The following is a 15,792-nucleotide window of genomic DNA, read 5'->3' as shown; positions in this document are numbered from 1 at the left end:
TATGTCTTTTAATAAAAATAAAGAAGCCGCCATAGCCGTCGAACTGTCAGCTCTTCCGGACCTGCAAATACAGGTGGGTGCCAGAATAACGAAACCACGATTACGTCAGCGCCAGCTCCCTTGGAAGAAATTATCGGCCCAGGAGATGAACTTTCTAACGAACTAGGCAGCCTCCATTATATATTTAGGCTATTTCAATCCTGTCTGCAATAGTCTCCGCCCGTTCGGAGAAATATTTTAATTGTTCTTGCAATTCACGGTTCTTGTTTCTTAAAACCTCAATCTCATGCTCGTTTTGTTTTTTTTCCAATGCATTCAATTGATTAGTTATATCATGAAGCTTATCCGCCATAATCAGGCTTGCCAGAGCCAACAAGCGTCCCTCACCACTCTGGCCCCCTATCTTTCTTATCATATCTATATGTTGTTCAACAATATTGGCCATTGCCTGTAAATGACCTTCCTGCCCGTCCTCACATCCAACTGTATAATTAAAACCATTAATGGAAATTGTTACTTGCGCCATTCTTTCATCTCTAACGATCTTGTTAATTTTATTTTCCAACTAATCCACTTTTAATAATACATCTTTTACCTGGGTAATTAAAATGTCTAAATTTGCTAAAATTTTATCCACATTTTTATTTGAATTTATAAAATCAGGTGAAGATAATTTTTTGTCTAAAAAAAATTCTATTTTATCAAACGCCTTTTCAAGCTTTTTATCTGATGAATCCTGATTATTTCCCTCCTCAGTACTGTTTATAGACAATATATTTATTTTTTCTGAATTGTTTTTATTATCAGATTCAATTGTACTAATGACTTCATGCGTTTCCATGTTATTACACCTTATATGATATCCAAATAATAAAAACCTTTTTATTTTTTAAAGGTAATTATCGATTAAATACTTAAAAAAAAGACACTTATCCAAAATGCAAGCCCATAAATTCACTTTTATATCACAAAAAAATATAATTTTCTCATTTAATAAATACACTACTGATACAAATGCATATTTTTTTACCGTCAATCATTTATCCCAATTTTACTTTATTACTTCACATATTAAAAATAATTACCGCCCTATAACTTTCATCTCTCCCCAGAATGCTGTTGCTTATATGGGTGTACGCTGGTGGATGCAACTTATAAAATTTGGCAAACAACTTTTTTCAAATCCAACTGATGACGCACTAGATTGCTACGATAATGCCGGATTGGCATTGGCGGCTTTGAGACTTGGCCAAAAAAAAATACTCTTTAATTCAAAATCAAAACAGTTTGACCTCCTCAAAAATCGTGCGGACTCACTTCAAGCGACTATTTTAACCAAACGTTCAGAAAGTTTTGACTTGACCGAATTAAGATTCTCTTACTTCTAAGTAATGACTATTTCATATTACAAAAAATCACATAAACTTAATTTTACTATCCTTTCTGGAAAAGAATATTATAATTTTCCACTTCTCTAATGATTTGTTTTTAGGTCTAACAATGAAACTAACCCCTCAAATTAAACATATTCTTAATAATTACGAAAGTGATAGCCCGGTAACAAAACGTAATCTTGCACGGTTGTTAATGCACGGTAAACTATCGGGAACAGGCAAACTTATTATTCTCCCTGTTGATCAAGGGGTAGAACATGGACCAGCAAGATCATTCGCTGTCAATCCAGCGGCCTATGATCCTCATTATCATTATGAACTTGCCATTGACGCAGGATTAAACGCTTATGCTGCTCCATTGGGAGCGTTGGAATGTGGGGCCGGCATCTATGCCCATCAAATTCCAACCATTCTTAAACTTAACAATGCAAATTGCCTGAACAATGCAAAAAATCAAGGAATAACAGGTTCAGTTAAGGAAGCTCTCCGTTTAGGTTGTGTCGGTATCGGATATACAATATATCCCGCAAGTGATTATTTTTATGATCAGATGAGAAATCTTCAGGAAATTATTGAGGAAGCAAAATCCGTTGGATTAATTTCAGTCATTTGGAGTTATCCACGCGGCCCCTCACTGGATAAAGATGGTGAAACAGCCATTGATGTCTGTGCCTATGCCGCACATATTGCCGCTCAAATGGGTGCACATATTATTAAAATTAAGCCACCCACGGCTCATCTACATTTGCCTGAAGCCAAAAAAGTGTATGAAAAAGAAAAAATTGACATTTCCAGTTTAATCAAACGCACTGAACATATCATGCAATCCGCTTTTGCCGGACGTCGATTGGTTATTTTTTCAGGCGGAACCCATACTTCGGAAAAAAATCTTTTAGAAACATATCAATCACTAAAAGATGGCGGTGCAAACGGAGCTATAATTGGACGTAATGTCTTTCAGCGCCCACGTCATGAAGCCTTAGAAATTTTAAATAAACTTGTTGATATCTTTAAAAAATAATAACTATAGTTTGCATATAATATAAAGGCGTTTTATTACATAATTAAAACGCTTTTTTTTAATTAATAATTTATTATTCCTTCATTATAGTATCTTCAATAAAAAATTTGGGACGCTTTTTTACTTCCATATAAATTTTTCCGATATATTCACCTATAATTCCCAAAGAAAAAAGTTGCACTCCACCTAAAAAAAAGATTGATATAAGAACAGAAGCCCAACCCTGAACAACATAGCCCATCATTTTTTCAGTCAATATATAGCCAATTGCAATTAGTGAAATAAAACAAGTTATAAATCCAATAAAACAAATTATTCTCAAAGGTATTATTGAAAAAGAGGTGATCCCTTCTAGTGCAAGTCCCAACATCTTCTTCAATGGATATTTTGATTCACCCGCCAGACGTTCACTTCTTGTGTAATAGACCCTGGCTTGTTTGTAACCAAGTAAAGGTATCAAACCACGTATATATATATTACGTTCTTTGAATTTCAGCAGACTCTGCAAAGCACGATAACTTAACAGACGATAATCCGCATGGTTGGCAATTTGTTCAACCCCCATTTTTTCCATTAATTGATAAAATAAAATTGCGGTTCCTCTTTTAAAAACAGTATCCGTGGAACGATCCTTTCTGACGCCATAAACAATTTCAAATCCCTGTTTATATTTTTCAACCATTTTGTCTATACATTGTATATCATCCTGCAAATCTGCATCGATACTGATACATATGTCCGTATCAACCGAAGATAAACCCGCTATCAGTGCAACTTGATGCCCACAATTTCTGGATAATTTTATTCCTCTTACACAGGATAATTCACGTGAAGCCAGTATAATTTGCTGCCAACTATCATCTTCACTTCCATCATCAATAAAAAGAATATAGCTATTTTCCCTGATTTTTTTTTCTTCAACCAGGCAATTGAGAAAGTTTTTTAAAATATTTAAACTATGTTTAAATATCTCCGATTCGTTATAACAAGGCACGATCAGAGCTAATGAGGGAATTGTTTCTTTGTCCATATTTCACCCCGCTTTATAAAAATCCCTTTTATCTTCCATTCTCATACAATAACATCAATGTATTATTTATTTCATGACCCAGAATTTATTAATAAAAAAACTATTCAAAGTATAAACGACCATTCCAATCAATTGGGCAAAATAGGCTTTTAAATTAGAAGAGATCAAAATAAAATCTAAGAATATTTTCATCCCTAAGAGGTTTAAAAAATAACAAAGTAAAAAAGTTATAAAAAATTTTGAAAACCTTAAAACAGTCAATTGTACTGAAAAAGTAAATAATGAATTTAAAATAAAACTTAAAATAAATCCAAAAATATATCCAATAATATTAGCCAAATACAAATTGACTTTAAAATATATAAGAATAAAACTAATACCTAAAGTTAATAGGGTATTCGCTATTCCAACAACGACATATTTAGTAAAAGTGACCAACATTATTTTCATTAAAACAGAAATGGAACATTATTTATTCTCTATACATATCTATATCTTTTTATTAAACAGGTTCTAACCTATCTTTTTATCAAAAACAATCCAATATCGAATTAACAAGATAATGTCTAATTGCCAGTTATACCTATTAACACCACCCCAACTTAATCCAGAAAAATTTAAACCCTTACTCGTTGAAGCCCTTGAAGCCGGACCTATTGCAGCTGTTCAACTTCGCTTAAAAAACGTCACGGACCTTGAAATATGCCAAGCAATTGAAATTCTTAAACCTGTCGTTCAGGAACGTGATATTGCTTTTATACTTAATGACCGTCCAGATCTGGCAAAAAAATTTGAATGTGACGGTGTTCATATAGGTATGGAAGATATGCCTATCCAACAAGCCCGACAAATTGTTGGGGATCATTTACAATTAGGTGTTTCCTGTTACGACAGTAAAGACTTGGCAATGCAAGCTGGTGAAAGCGGCGCTGATTATATTGCCTATGGCGCCTTTTTTCCTTCACCAACCAAAAATACAGAAATTCGCACTCCTGTTGAACTCTTAAAATGGTGGTCAGAATTAATGGAACTTCCTGTAGTTGCAATTGGTGGCATTACACCTGAAAATTGCAAACCCCTTGTAAAGGCTGGCGCAGATTTTCTTGCTGTTATAAATGCTGTATGGGGACATGCTGAAGGTCCAGCCCAAGGAATCAAAGAAATGTTAAAATCTATAAATGAGGCTGAGCAAGAATAACCATTCCTATAATTAGTAATAATAATAAATCTGCAATTATCTTGGATAAAATTATTAACTAAAAAAAAATTCTTAAAACAATAATACTAGGTTTGTTTTTACTATAGGCTTCAAAACCGGAATCGATAACCTTGTATCCATCTATAGGTACATATGCGTTACTAAAAAAATCGTTGTTTTTTTCTAATAATACCGACATAAGCAACATTCAGTTTTTTAAGAGGAAGAATATCCAATACGAATCAAATCATTTCTCAAATCATAATTATGAACTGCTAAATACAATGCTGAAACTTGATCAATTGCTGTTTTTTAGCAAAAATGATTAAACGAATATTATGTATTATCTGTTTAATTTTTTAACGTATATCACGATCGATTTGATTCTGGTATGCCCACGCAATGAAAGGGATAGAAATATAGAAAACTATATAAGAAAAATAATACGAACCTATATTTTGAAATGACTTTCATCTCTTTTATTGCGATTTACAAAATTTATTCCAGTTATGGAACAACATTCAGTAAATCTTGAGTCACATATATGAAACCATTGGCCTGGGGAATGCCATTTACCCAGATTTTATTTCTTTCTCCAACCTTGTTTTTAACTATCAATTGCTGTTTGGTATCGTCCAAGGAAATATATAATGGATCATTATAATAGGTTGTTAGAGTGTAAGTTCCATTATGTTGCAATACCAGTTTTTTAAGATATTCAGGTGAATAACTTCCAAACACTATTGTATACCCCATCAATCTTTTCAAATAAGATTCATTCTGAACGTCCATTAATGAACCATTCACAAAAAATTTAGGCTTTTCCATTGGTGCATTTGGTACTGCAAAAAGCGTATAGGGACCCCGACGTTCAATAATCGATAACAGACCTGTTTTCCGCAATGCCGCCGTATAATCCGCCAACACGATAGAGGCTCTTACTGTTTGATCCAATGATTCGTCAGCATAAACAGGCATATTGGGCACTGGAAATTCTTTAACATTATTGTAAGAAGGAATAAAATAAAGTTTTGTGCTCCCTTTCGTATAATATGTATCAACTTTGGCAGTATGACGGCAATACCAGGATGGGCTTCCATGCCATTGACATTCTCGTTCATGCTCGGGGACACCACTATTGGAACAATTAACTAATGAGAGTAGTCCTATAAAACCACAAATTCGAATTGAAATTTTTTTTAAATAATTTTTATCAGCCCAATTACCAACGTTTAAATGTCTCATCCTGTCAAAATCCTTATATTAAATTCTTACTCTTGCCAGCGCTTAATAAACTTTAGATATAATATCTCTATGATTTAACTTGTAATAAACATTTCGACAAGCATTCAATCATTTATTTCTATCAATAAAACTACGTTATTCATACCCATAATATATTCTGTATATTGGTCACACCTGTTGCCAACATGACCAATCGATCTACACCCATGGCAATTCCCGAACACACAGGTAATTTTTCAAGCGAAAGCAATAATTCCTCATCCATCTCCCAATATTTCATTTCAGGATATAATTCAGAACGACGCTGACGATCGTAAACAAATCTTTTTCTCTGCTCCAGTGGATCGGTCAATTCTTCAAATGCATTTGCCAGTTCCAGACCTCCTGCATATAATTCGAATCGCAAAGCCACCCGCGGATCCAAGGGATCCTTTTTTGCCAGGGCTGCTTGGCTTAAAGGCCAATGGGTCAGAAACGTTGGATTTTGTCTTCCTATATTCGGTTCGACTTTTTCCAATAGAAGACGAAAGAACAAATCTTCCCATGTTTCATTATTCCTTGCATCAACCTTTGCCGCCTTTGCCAATAAGGCAACATCTTCAGGAAGATCAAGCAAGTCAATACCAACATAAATCTCAAAGGCTTGTTGAATTGTCAGACGTTGAAACGGTTTGGTAAAATCAAGCTTGTAATGATTATAATCAATATAAGGTGGCAATAACCTCTTTAACAGCAATTCTGTTTCATCCATAAGATCACCAAGGGAACAGTTAGGTCTGTACCATTCCAACATCGTGAATTCTGATGAATGAATATTGCCTCCCTCCTGATTTCTCCAAACCCGTGCCAACTGAAAAATAGGCTGATGAATTTCTGCCATTACCTTCTTCATGGAAAATTCTGGACTGGTATGAAGAAAGAGATTGTATTTTTCCCCTTGGGGAGTTTCATATACCGAATGAAACGGATGTAAATGGACTTCCTCCCCAGGAGTTTTGACCAAATAAGGCGTTTCAATTTCCATGTATCCTCGAGCATCAAAAAAACTACGAATGGATTTCATGATCCATTGACGACGTTTCAATAAAGGTAAACGATCGGCCATCGATACTCTAAGATCAGACATAATATTGCAGGGTTCCTTATTATGTTGAGAAATTTATTTATGTCTTTAAATATGTAACAATTTAAATTAAATAAAAGCTTTCCTCTTCAAAGCAAGAAAAAATTCATGACATCAAAAACACTTCGAAATGTTCAGGATTTAATTGATTCCAGGCTAATTGATCAAACCATTAGAAAGCCTCTGCAAGAATTGGAACAGTTTTATGCCACCGCCATTTCTCCTGAAATGGTGAATCTTATTCATGATTTTGAAAAGAATGACCCCAACCCAATCGGTCTACAATATATTCCTCATCCTGATGAATTGAAAATTACCCCGGATGAAATGCATGATCCCATTGGAGATGAAGCATTATCACCAATCAAAGGGATTGTTCATCGTTATGAAGACCGTGTATTATTGAAACCTCTACAGATTTGTCCTGTCTATTGCCGCTTCTGTTTCCGCAGGGAACATGTTGGCCCAGATCACGGTTTACTCAATGACAGGGAATTGATTGCAGCAATTCAATGGATTGAAAAACATTCCAAAATTCGTGAAGTTATTCTTTCAGGGGGCGACCCCTTTATTCTTTCGCCACGCCGAATGAAACTGATTATACAAAAAATAAATAACATACCGCATGTTTCAACCATACGGATTCATACACGTGTCCCCTTTTCCGCACCCTCTCTTATGAACAAAATCTTTATTGAAAGTCTGGACACAAACAAGGCGCTATGGATCGTCGTTCATGCCAATCATCCAGCTGAATTCACCCCTTACGCATTCAAGGCCATTCGCAGTTTGCTCTCGAGAGGGATACCTCTTCTTAGCCAATCCGTATTATTGAAAAATGTGAATGATAATATTGAAACGCTGGAAAACCTATTGAGATCTTTTGTTGAATGGCGGATAAAGCCCTATTATTTACATCAGCTGGATAAAGCGCCTGGCACCAATCGATTTTATGTACCCATTAATAATGGACAGGAATTACTTCGTGCATTAAGAGGGCGCGTTACAGGTATAGCTTGGCCTACCTATGTTCTTGATATTCCTGGAGGGTATGGAAAAGTTCCATTGGGACCAGACTATTATGATCCCGAAAAACCATCCTCGATTCTTGACCCTAAAAATCATAATCATAAAATTTAAATTATATCTTGCAGCAACGCCTAGTCCATTTTATATAAAAAGAACAATAAACCGTCTTTTTAGTATTTTAATCATCAGAGAGTATTATGAAACAACAGGCAAACCAAATCCGTGCAGGTCAGGTTATTGAACATGATGGACGTCGGTGGTCTGTCCTTAAGCAGCAAATCATCACACCTGGTAAAGGCGGTGCCTTTATTCAAGTCGAAATGCGTGATCTTAAAACAGGCAACAAAACCAATGAACGTTGGCGTACTGCCGATACCGTCGAACGTCTGTTAACCGAAGACAAAGAATATAATTACTCTTATGAAGATGGTGATAATCTTGTGTTCATGGATCCGGAAACTTTTGAACAATTTATGTTGCCAAAAGATATACTTGAAGATCAGGTTGCGTTTCTGCAGGATAATATGAAGGTCATAGTCAATTTGGTTGAGGGTGATCCCATTTCCGTCACATTGCCCCCTCAGGTAACCCTGGAAATTGTTGAGGCCGAACCTGTGGTAAAAGGTCAAACAGCAAGTTCTTCCTATAAGCCCGCCATGTTATCCAATGGTGTAAAAACAATGGTTCCCCCTTTTATCGAGGCTGGAGAAAAAATCGTTGTACGAACAGAAGATGGTAGCTATGTTGAAAGAGCAAAAAATTAGGCTTTTTTATAGTTTTAAACCTAAACCATTTTTATTTTGATTTAAAGAAAAGATGTCAAATCTTAGTCAATTAAGAAAGACATCTTTTTAAATTTGCATTATTAAGTTAGGTTAAATACTAACTGAAAAATTCAAATGCCTTTTGTAAATTCTAGGAAAAATTAATGGCGATTCGACTTTCCCCTCATATGACCGTAATGCAGAATGCAGCACAAAAAGCTGCACGCACGCTTCTTCGTGATTTTAATGAAGTTGAGATGTTGCAAGTGAGTGTCAAAGGTCCCGGGGACTTCGTATCACAAGCAGACCTAAAGGCCGAATCGACTATTAAAACAGAACTCAGTAAAGCGAGACCTGGATATGCCTTTCTTATGGAAGAAAGTGGTGCCTTAGGGGGAGATAACTGGAACTGGCGCTGGGTTGTAGATCCTCTTGATGGAACAACTAATTTTTTACATGGAATTCCACATTGGGCAATTTCCATAGGCCTTCAGAAACGTGATGATAAAGGACAGGTTGAAATCGTTGCCGGCGTTATTTATAATCCGGTTGCCAATGAAATGTTTTGGGCTGAAAAGGGTGTCGGCGCTTTTCTGAATGAACGTCGCCTTCGCGTTTCCTCTCGACGAGACATGTTTCAGGCTGTACTTGCCACTGGCATTCCTTTTGCCATTTCCGACATTAATAAACAGGAAAAATTTGTAAAAATCCTTAAATCAGTCATGCCAAAAATTGCAGGCATAAGACGCTATGGTGCCGCTGCCCTGGATTTAGCATGGGTTGCAGCAGGCCGTTATGAAGGTTTTTGGGAAATGGATTTAAAACCCTGGGATGTTGCCGCAGGAATTCTACTGGTCAAGGAAGCGGGCGGATATGTAACCGATCCTGAAGGAAATCCATTAGATGATCTAAAAATGTCTGTTAATACTGTTGCAGGGAATGCAGCGCTTTTTCCTAAAATTAGGGAAACAATATTAGAAAACATTTCCAAACCTTGATAATAAATGATAATTAATTTTAGTTATTCTTTTATTCTAACAGGTTGAGAATTCATCAAATGTTTTTTTTATCATCTTCTGCACCGGCACTAAAAAAAAAGCATCTTTATTATTTGACCATATTTTCAACCGTATTGTTTTCCTCTTGGAATAACATAATTTTTGCCCAGGTTAGTGTCAATAATTCAGCCTTGAATAATCTAGGTCCTGCAAAAAATATCCAACCAAAATCGACAAAAAATAAAAAAGCAACTTCTATTTCCAAACACACAAAACAACCAACAAATCCTGCCAAAATTTCGCAGTCAAAACCAAAACAAACACAAGCTGCCATCCCGTCAATTCCCAATTCCCCACCTCCCAACCCTGTTTTTAGAGATCCAGAGCTAAACGTACCTTTACATCCACCAGCCTCTCCTGCCATGCCTAAGATTAATCCTAAAGCCCAAGGAAATGTCGTGGTTAATGATCAACACACCATCATTAATTTTAAGGGAGATGAATCTGAATTAAACGAAATAATGATGAAAACGATAATGGATATGGCTAATGTACTTAAGCGGAATCCTAACGTTCAGATTTACCTTAATGCATATAGTCATGGAACTGTTGATGATATATCTACACCAAGAAGAAACGCCTTAAATCGTGGGCTTACTATACGTGCTGTCTTAATTAATCAGGGTATTCCGGCCACTCGCATTTATTTAATTGCAAAAGGCATACCGGAATCAAATACAAATGCAAATCCAGATTATGTTGAAATGGTACGTTCAGACTTAGTAAAAGACAAAAAATAACTTTTTTAAACGCACATTGTTTGAATTGTATATTCTATAAAAAATCCTCTTAAACAGAGGATTGTAAAAAGTAAAACAAATTTAGAACTAACCTTGACGTGCTTTCATACGCGGATTTTTCTTGTTGATTACATATACTTTTCCATGACGGCGAACAATGCGACAATCTTTATCGCGGAGTTTCGCAGAACGTAAACTATTTCTGATTTTCATAATTAATTCATCCCAGGCAATAAATACAAAAGTCCCTTTTTATATAAAGAAAAATTAAAAAATGTCAAATGCAAAGCGATTATTTTCTAAAGTTTAAGCTTTTGGAAAACTTTTTCAAATTGCTTGAATTCTGCCGATCTCAATGAATTTCTACGCCAAGCCAGGCCAATTGTTCTCCAGGCTGGATTTCCCTCTAAAGAACAGACAGCTACATCCTTGTTTACTATTACACCGGATCTAATAACCATTTCGGGAATAAATGCAATTCCCAAACCGACTTCAACCATACTTATTACCGTATCCAGAGAAGAGGCGACAAAATTGTTGCTGAAATCGTTGACCGCTTTCATGGTCTGACTTTGTCGACACATATCAATGGTCTGATCGCGTAAACAATGACCATCTTGCAACATTATAATTTCTTTTGGATCAATCTGATGTAATGACACCCTATCCAAAGAGGCTAAGACATGATCCTTGGGTGTTATTAAATGGAATTTGTCTTTATAAAGCGCATAGGTATCCGCACCTCCACAGGAACATGGCATTGCAATAATCAATAAATCCAGATATCCAATGAATAATTTTTCCATTAGATTTTCAGTTATCTCTTCCTGAATAGTCAAAGTTAGTTTTGGATAGGTTTTCCGAATTTCCCTAACCAAAAAAGATAAAATATAAGGTGCAATTGTGGGAATGATTCCAAGCCTCAAAGAAGAGGAAAGTGGTTCATGCGCAAAACTTACCATTTCACGAACCGTTTCCAAACCCTGTAATGCAATTCTCGCTTGTTCAGCTATTTCCTGTCCCAATGGTGTAAATACAACCCTTTTTCCCGCTGTTCTATCCAATATAGAGACATTCAACTGACGTTCTAAACTTAAAATTCCTGCAGATAATGTTGACTGTGTAACAGAGCAGGCATTTGCCGCACGACCAAAATGATGTAATTCTGACAATGCAATAAGATAACGTAATTGTTGCGGCGAAGGGAGTGCTTCCATCGTTTTTTTCAATCATTCATTACTAAATATTTCATTTGAAATATTAGCATTTTTTACACATATTAATAGAGGAACCAAAAAAAATTTTATAATGTTATTTTATTAGGAGAAAATAATATGTTGACTGTTGGTGATCAATTTCCATCTTTTAGTCTTACAACTGTTCCTGCTGGTCCTGATGGACTGAATGGAGAATTTATAACGATCAATAATCAAAGCGACAAGGGTAAATGGAAATTATTTTTCTTTTGGCCTATGGATTTCACATTCATTTGCCCAACGGAAATCGCGGCTTTTAGCGACATGGAAACAGAATTTTCAGAACGTAACACTGCTGTTTACGGTGTATCGATTGACTCTGAATATGTTCATTTAAACTGGCGTCTTCATAATGAAACTTTAAAAAATCTGAAGATTCCAATGCTGGCTGACAACAAGCGCGAACTTTCTGCAGCATTAGGTATTCTTCATTATGAAGCTGGTGTTGATTTAAGAGCGACATATATTGTTGATCCAGAAGGGATTATCCGTCACGTCAGTGCAAATGACCTGTCTGTTGGTCGCAATCCAGAAGAATTCCTTCGCATTCTTGATGCTTTGCAAAACGGGGGTCTTTGTCCTTGCAGCTGGCACAAAGGGGATAAAACTCTTTAGTTTATCCATTGATAAATCATCAAAGCCTCTTGATCTCATATCAAGAGGCTTTTTTATTTCAATTTGCTAATAATATTATTATAATTCTTCAAAATTTTTAACATAAACAGTCATACCAAAGGAAACAATCTTGAAGGCTTTAATCTTGCAGCATGCTTCTTTTGAGACACCGGGTTATATTCTTGATTGGCTAAAAATACATCAATATGAAACAATTATTTTGAAATTGTACGAAATGGATGAAAAAAACATTCCTCTTTCCTATAACATCAATCTTTTAATTATCATGGGTGGTCCCATGAGTGTTCATGATGAAAAAAAATATAAATGGTTATCAAAAGAAAAACAATTAATTAAAAACTTAATAAATAAAAATATTCCAACTCTAGGCATTTGTTTGGGGGCTCAATTAATTGCTGACATTTATAATGCCCATATTACAATCGCTAAGCATAAAGAAATTGGTTGGTTTCCTATTCAGGTAATTCAATCCAAGGAGCGTAAGAAAATCAAATGGCCTGAAAATTTTGTCACATTTTTATGGCATGGTGAACAATTTGATATTCCAGCACATGCCAAATTGCTCGCATTTAGTCAAGGTTGCCCACATCAGGCCTTTATGATAAAGAATAATGTAATTGGATTACAGTTCCATCCGGAAATGACTTTAACAATGATTCAAAACATGATTGAAAATTGTTATGATCAGGATAAAACCCTCTCTCCTTTCGTTCAAAGCATAAAAGAGATACTTTCTGTCCCAAAGGAACATTATTCAATAAATCATCAAATAATAGACAACCTGCTTTCATATTTAACTACATAAAGTCAATACCTAGATATTATTTTCAATCACTTGTTTTAATTTCTGTAACACAAGATCCACAAGCTGATTATCCTTTGCCTCAACCATAATACGAATCAAGGGTTCTGTCCCACTTTTCCTTAGAAGGACCCTTCCCTCTTTACCCAATTTCAATTCCGCATCCCTTACGACTTTTTTAACTGCTTCAGTATTTAAAGGGTTTTTTCCGTTAAAACGAATATTATATAACTTTTGAGGGAACGGCATAAACATTCTACATACTTCACTTGCTTTTTTACCCTCTTCAATAATAACTGCCAATACTTGTAATGCAGCAATAAGACCATCACCGGTCGTTGAAAATTCAGAAAGGATCATATGCCCAGACTGTTCCCCTCCAACATTACATCCAAGTTGACGCATCTTTTCAACAACATAACGATCACCTACACAGGTTCTCATTAATTGAATTCCGGTATCATTCAAAAACTGCTCGAGTCCCATATTAGACATCACTGTCGCTACAATTGAATGATTTTGGAGCATCTTTTTTTTATCCCAGGAAGATGCAATTAAAGCCAGAATCTGATCACCATCGATAAGCTTGCCCTCTTCATCAACCAACAGCATACGATCAGCATCACCATCGAGGGCTATTCCCAAATCAGCCTTATGCTCCAATACAGAATTGATTAACGTTTCTGGATGTGTTGAGCCACAATTTTTATTAATATTTAAACCGTTCGGTTTACATCCAAGCGATATAACTTCTGCGCCCAACTCCCATAGTGCCTTGGGGGCCACATGATAAGCGGAACCATTTGCACAATCAATAACGATTTTCAAACCATCAAGGCGACACCCACGGGGAAAAGAAGCCTTTGCATGTTCAATATAGCGACCTGCTGCATCATCCAGACGTACGGCCCGACCAATATGTTCATTACCAGCCAATTGACCTGACAAATCAGATCGCATCATGGCTTCAATTTCAAGCTCCTGTGCATCGGAAAGCTTAAATCCATCTCTGTTAAAAATTTTTATTCCATTATCTTGGAATGGATTATGTGATGCAGAAATCATAACCCCAAGATCAGCACGCAAGGAGCGAGTCAACATTGCAATCGCTGGCGTAGGCATCGGACCAACCAGAATCACATCCATTCCTGCCGATAAAAAACCGGCAACCAAGGCACTTTCAATCATGTAGCCTGATAAACGTGTATCTTTGCCGATCAAAACTTGATGTCTTCTATGGTCTTTTCCAGCCATGAACATCAATCCAGCAGCTTGACCAAGCTTTTGTGCCACTTCTACCGTCATAGGATCACTATTGGCTGTACCACGAATTCCATCTGTTCCAAAAAGTAATCTATGATTTTTCATTAACTTTTCCCATGTTAAACAATAAAACATCACAATTGATATGACAGAAATCAACCATATAAAGTCTGCCACATTTTCATGCTTTGTACCGCAGCGGGCACATTGTGAACACGAATAATTGAATTTCCAAAATAAAACGCTGGAGATGACGCTATCATGGTAGCGACATCATATTCCTCAAAATTCATTTTTCCAGCAATTTCCCTAATAAAACGTTTTCTGGAGACTGCTAGAAGCAAACGGCAACCTAAGTTAGCAAAAGCGGGAAATTTTTTTAAAAGTTCCATATTTTGAAAATTATTCTTTGCAAAACCTATACCCGGATCAAGTATTACATTTTCACGACGAATACCTGCATTTACCGCTTTTTGAATTTTTCTTTGCAACTCTGCAAAAACATCAACCAAAACATTGTTGTAATTCTTATATTGATGCATTGTCTGGGGATTTCCACGCATATGCATCAAAATCACAGGACATTGAGCCTGAGAAATAACCTGTGCACTTTCCCTATCATCAAGAGCAGAAATATCATTAATTAAATCAGCTCCTGCATCTAAGGCATATTTCATTGTTTCAGCATGACGCGTATCAACAGACAAATAGGCACCACATCCTTTTAATGCTTTGACAACAGGAATAATTCTACTACATTCCTCTTCAGTTGACACAGGTTGAGAGCCAGGTCGTGTACTTTCACCACCAATATCGATTACTGTCGCACCATCCTCAACCATTTTATGAGCGGCCCGAATAGCAGTTGAACTTGAATAATGTTTGCCACCATCACTAAAACTATCAGGCGTTACATTCAGTATACCCATAATTAGAGAACCTTCAGGCAATCCAGCCAGAGGCGAGGCAGTTGTTATTTTTCTTATCTGATTAGAATATAAGGGTGAATGAAAACAATCTTTGACATACCCAATTTCCAGTTTTTGATTTTCAATTATCTCAATCATTGAAAAGGCAACTTTTTTTTCTTGACCTGCAAAAGGTAATGCAAGCTCATTTTTGATTGCAAACTGGGCTGAATTTCCAAATAAAAATCCTGTAGGATTTATAATCATATCATTCTTAACACTATAACCATGACACTGTCATCTAATATCAATCTCAAATAAAATA

General features: G+C 35.9%; 19 protein-coding genes and 1 other RNA gene. 9 read left to right on the top strand and 11 right to left on the bottom strand.

What is annotated here, in order from left to right:
* Window positions 1–19 precede the first annotated feature (19 nt).
* The 3 genes from ssrS to H3T46_RS00375 form a co-directional block, all read right to left on the bottom strand.
* Window positions 20–176, bottom strand: a non-coding RNA gene (gene ssrS, locus H3T46_RS00385) — 6S RNA.
* A gap of 8 nt (window positions 177–184) precedes the next feature.
* The gene (locus tag H3T46_RS00380; protein ID WP_122124259.1) at window positions 185–526 is read right to left on the bottom strand and encodes a cell division protein ZapA; all 342 of its coding nucleotides are present in this window, start codon (window positions 524–526) and stop codon (window positions 185–187) included.
* Window positions 527–565: 39 nt separating this feature from the next.
* A complete protein-coding gene (locus H3T46_RS00375; protein WP_198197099.1) occupies window positions 566–841 on the bottom strand; it encodes a hypothetical protein in 276 nt (91 codons plus the stop codon).
* 97 nt (window positions 842–938) lie between these two features.
* Here H3T46_RS00375 and H3T46_RS00370 point away from each other — a divergent pair, with 97 nt between their 5' ends.
* Window positions 939–1,388 carry a hypothetical protein gene (locus tag H3T46_RS00370; RefSeq protein WP_198197098.1) on the top strand — a complete coding sequence of 150 codons (450 nt, stop codon included), beginning with the start codon at window positions 939–941 and terminating at the stop codon, window positions 1,386–1,388.
* 112 nt (window positions 1,389–1,500) lie between these two features.
* A complete protein-coding gene (locus H3T46_RS00365) occupies window positions 1,501–2,415 on the top strand; it encodes a class I fructose-bisphosphate aldolase (protein WP_198197097.1) in 915 nt (304 codons plus the stop codon).
* 73 nt (window positions 2,416–2,488) lie between these two features.
* Here the strand turns inward: H3T46_RS00365 and H3T46_RS00360 are convergent, their stop codons facing one another.
* Window positions 2,489–3,445 carry a glycosyltransferase family 2 protein gene (locus tag H3T46_RS00360; protein WP_198197096.1) on the bottom strand — a complete coding sequence of 319 codons (957 nt, stop codon included), beginning with the start codon at window positions 3,443–3,445 and terminating at the stop codon, window positions 2,489–2,491.
* Window positions 3,446–3,511: 66 nt separating this feature from the next.
* Window positions 3,512–3,886 carry a GtrA family protein gene (locus tag H3T46_RS08995; protein WP_196424105.1) on the bottom strand — a complete coding sequence of 125 codons (375 nt, stop codon included), beginning with the start codon at window positions 3,884–3,886 and terminating at the stop codon, window positions 3,512–3,514.
* Window positions 3,887–4,007: 121 nt separating this feature from the next.
* On the opposite strand from H3T46_RS08995, the gene thiE reads away from it, so the two are divergent.
* The gene (thiE, locus tag H3T46_RS00350) at window positions 4,008–4,643 is read left to right on the top strand and encodes a thiamine phosphate synthase (protein WP_110438819.1); all 636 of its coding nucleotides are present in this window, start codon (window positions 4,008–4,010) and stop codon (window positions 4,641–4,643) included.
* 507 nt (window positions 4,644–5,150) lie between these two features.
* On the opposite strand, the gene H3T46_RS00345 is transcribed toward thiE, so the two are convergent.
* Window positions 5,151–5,888, bottom strand: a complete 738-nt coding sequence (locus H3T46_RS00345; protein ID WP_155569083.1) for a fasciclin domain-containing protein — start codon at window positions 5,886–5,888, stop codon at window positions 5,151–5,153.
* Window positions 5,889–6,027: 139 nt separating this feature from the next.
* Window positions 6,028–7,014, bottom strand: a complete 987-nt coding sequence (gene epmA / locus H3T46_RS00340; protein ID WP_198197095.1) for an EF-P lysine aminoacylase EpmA — start codon at window positions 7,012–7,014, stop codon at window positions 6,028–6,030.
* 105 nt (window positions 7,015–7,119) lie between these two features.
* On the opposite strand from epmA, the gene H3T46_RS00335 reads away from it, so the two are divergent.
* From H3T46_RS00335 to H3T46_RS08885, 4 genes are all read left to right on the top strand, one after another.
* Window positions 7,120–8,151, top strand: a complete 1,032-nt coding sequence (locus H3T46_RS00335; RefSeq protein WP_155569081.1) for a lysine-2,3-aminomutase-like protein — start codon at window positions 7,120–7,122, stop codon at window positions 8,149–8,151.
* A gap of 86 nt (window positions 8,152–8,237) precedes the next feature.
* Entirely contained in the window at window positions 8,238–8,804 is a 567-nt protein-coding gene (gene efp, locus H3T46_RS00330; protein ID WP_155569080.1) for an elongation factor P, read from the top strand.
* A 170-nt stretch (window positions 8,805–8,974) separates the two neighbouring features.
* Window positions 8,975–9,802 (top strand): inositol monophosphatase family protein, encoded by an 828-nt coding sequence (locus H3T46_RS00325; RefSeq protein ID WP_198197625.1) that lies wholly within the window; start codon window positions 8,975–8,977, stop codon window positions 9,800–9,802.
* 59 nt (window positions 9,803–9,861) lie between these two features.
* The gene (locus H3T46_RS08885) at window positions 9,862–10,602 is read left to right on the top strand and encodes an OmpA family protein (protein ID WP_232350048.1); all 741 of its coding nucleotides are present in this window, start codon (window positions 9,862–9,864) and stop codon (window positions 10,600–10,602) included.
* Between the two features lie 87 nt (window positions 10,603–10,689).
* Here the strand turns inward: H3T46_RS08885 and ykgO are convergent, their stop codons facing one another.
* Together ykgO and H3T46_RS00305 are read right to left on the bottom strand one after the other, a co-directional pair.
* Window positions 10,690–10,815, bottom strand: a complete 126-nt coding sequence (gene ykgO, locus H3T46_RS00310; RefSeq protein ID WP_110438813.1) for a type B 50S ribosomal protein L36 — start codon at window positions 10,813–10,815, stop codon at window positions 10,690–10,692.
* An 86-nt stretch (window positions 10,816–10,901) separates the two neighbouring features.
* Entirely contained in the window at window positions 10,902–11,819 is a 918-nt protein-coding gene (locus tag H3T46_RS00305) for a hydrogen peroxide-inducible genes activator (RefSeq protein WP_198197092.1), read from the bottom strand.
* A 117-nt stretch (window positions 11,820–11,936) separates the two neighbouring features.
* Here H3T46_RS00305 and H3T46_RS00300 point away from each other — a divergent pair, with 117 nt between their 5' ends.
* Window positions 11,937–12,473 (top strand): peroxiredoxin, encoded by a 537-nt coding sequence (locus tag H3T46_RS00300; protein WP_110438811.1) that lies wholly within the window; start codon window positions 11,937–11,939, stop codon window positions 12,471–12,473.
* A 130-nt stretch (window positions 12,474–12,603) separates the two neighbouring features.
* Entirely contained in the window at window positions 12,604–13,299 is a 696-nt protein-coding gene (locus H3T46_RS00295) for a type 1 glutamine amidotransferase (protein ID WP_155565249.1), read from the top strand.
* 9 nt (window positions 13,300–13,308) lie between these two features.
* Here H3T46_RS00295 and glmM read toward each other — a convergent pair whose 3' ends face one another.
* On the bottom strand, window positions 13,309–14,664 hold the full coding sequence (glmM, locus tag H3T46_RS00290; RefSeq protein ID WP_198197091.1) for a phosphoglucosamine mutase: 1,356 nt from the start codon (window positions 14,662–14,664) through the stop codon (window positions 13,309–13,311).
* A gap of 50 nt (window positions 14,665–14,714) precedes the next feature.
* The gene (gene folP / locus H3T46_RS00285) at window positions 14,715–15,734 is read right to left on the bottom strand and encodes a dihydropteroate synthase (RefSeq protein WP_155580237.1); all 1,020 of its coding nucleotides are present in this window, start codon (window positions 15,732–15,734) and stop codon (window positions 14,715–14,717) included.
* Window positions 15,735–15,792: the final 58 nt, after the last annotated feature.

This window comes from Commensalibacter sp. M0133, assembly GCF_016101485.1.
Classification (GTDB): domain Bacteria; phylum Pseudomonadota; class Alphaproteobacteria; order Acetobacterales; family Acetobacteraceae; genus Commensalibacter; species Commensalibacter melissae.
This window is presented reverse-complemented; position numbering and strand designations above follow the sequence as displayed.

Coding starts and splice junctions, on each gene's coding strand:
- H3T46_RS08995 (WP_196424105.1), bottom strand. CDS start 3,886: ATGTTGGTCACTTTTACTAAATATGTCGTTGTTGGAATAGCGAATACC.
- H3T46_RS00360 (WP_198197096.1), bottom strand. CDS start 3,445: ATGGACAAAGAAACAATTCCCTCATTAGCTCTGATCGTGCCTTGTTAT.
- H3T46_RS00380 (WP_122124259.1), bottom strand. CDS start 526: ATGGCGCAAGTAACAATTTCCATTAATGGTTTTAATTATACAGTTGGA.
- H3T46_RS00305 (WP_198197092.1), bottom strand. CDS start 11,819: ATGGAAGCACTCCCTTCGCCGCAACAATTACGTTATCTTATTGCATTG.
- epmA (WP_198197095.1), bottom strand. CDS start 7,014: ATGTCTGATCTTAGAGTATCGATGGCCGATCGTTTACCTTTATTGAAA.
- H3T46_RS00335 (WP_155569081.1), top strand. CDS start 7,120: ATGACATCAAAAACACTTCGAAATGTTCAGGATTTAATTGATTCCAGG.
- H3T46_RS08885 (WP_232350048.1), top strand. CDS start 9,862: ATGTTTTTTTTATCATCTTCTGCACCGGCACTAAAAAAAAAGCATCTT.
- ykgO (WP_110438813.1), bottom strand. CDS start 10,815: ATGAAAATCAGAAATAGTTTACGTTCTGCGAAACTCCGCGATAAAGAT.
- folP (WP_155580237.1), bottom strand. CDS start 15,734: ATGATTATAAATCCTACAGGATTTTTATTTGGAAATTCAGCCCAGTTT.
- glmM (WP_198197091.1), bottom strand. CDS start 14,664: ATGAAAAATCATAGATTACTTTTTGGAACAGATGGAATTCGTGGTACA.
- H3T46_RS00365 (WP_198197097.1), top strand. CDS start 1,501: ATGAAACTAACCCCTCAAATTAAACATATTCTTAATAATTACGAAAGT.
- efp (WP_155569080.1), top strand. CDS start 8,238: ATGAAACAACAGGCAAACCAAATCCGTGCAGGTCAGGTTATTGAACAT.
- H3T46_RS00370 (WP_198197098.1), top strand. CDS start 939: ATGCAAGCCCATAAATTCACTTTTATATCACAAAAAAATATAATTTTC.
- H3T46_RS00300 (WP_110438811.1), top strand. CDS start 11,937: ATGTTGACTGTTGGTGATCAATTTCCATCTTTTAGTCTTACAACTGTT.
- H3T46_RS00375 (WP_198197099.1), bottom strand. CDS start 841: ATGGAAACGCATGAAGTCATTAGTACAATTGAATCTGATAATAAAAAC.
- thiE (WP_110438819.1), top strand. CDS start 4,008: ATGTCTAATTGCCAGTTATACCTATTAACACCACCCCAACTTAATCCA.
- H3T46_RS00345 (WP_155569083.1), bottom strand. CDS start 5,888: ATGAGACATTTAAACGTTGGTAATTGGGCTGATAAAAATTATTTAAAA.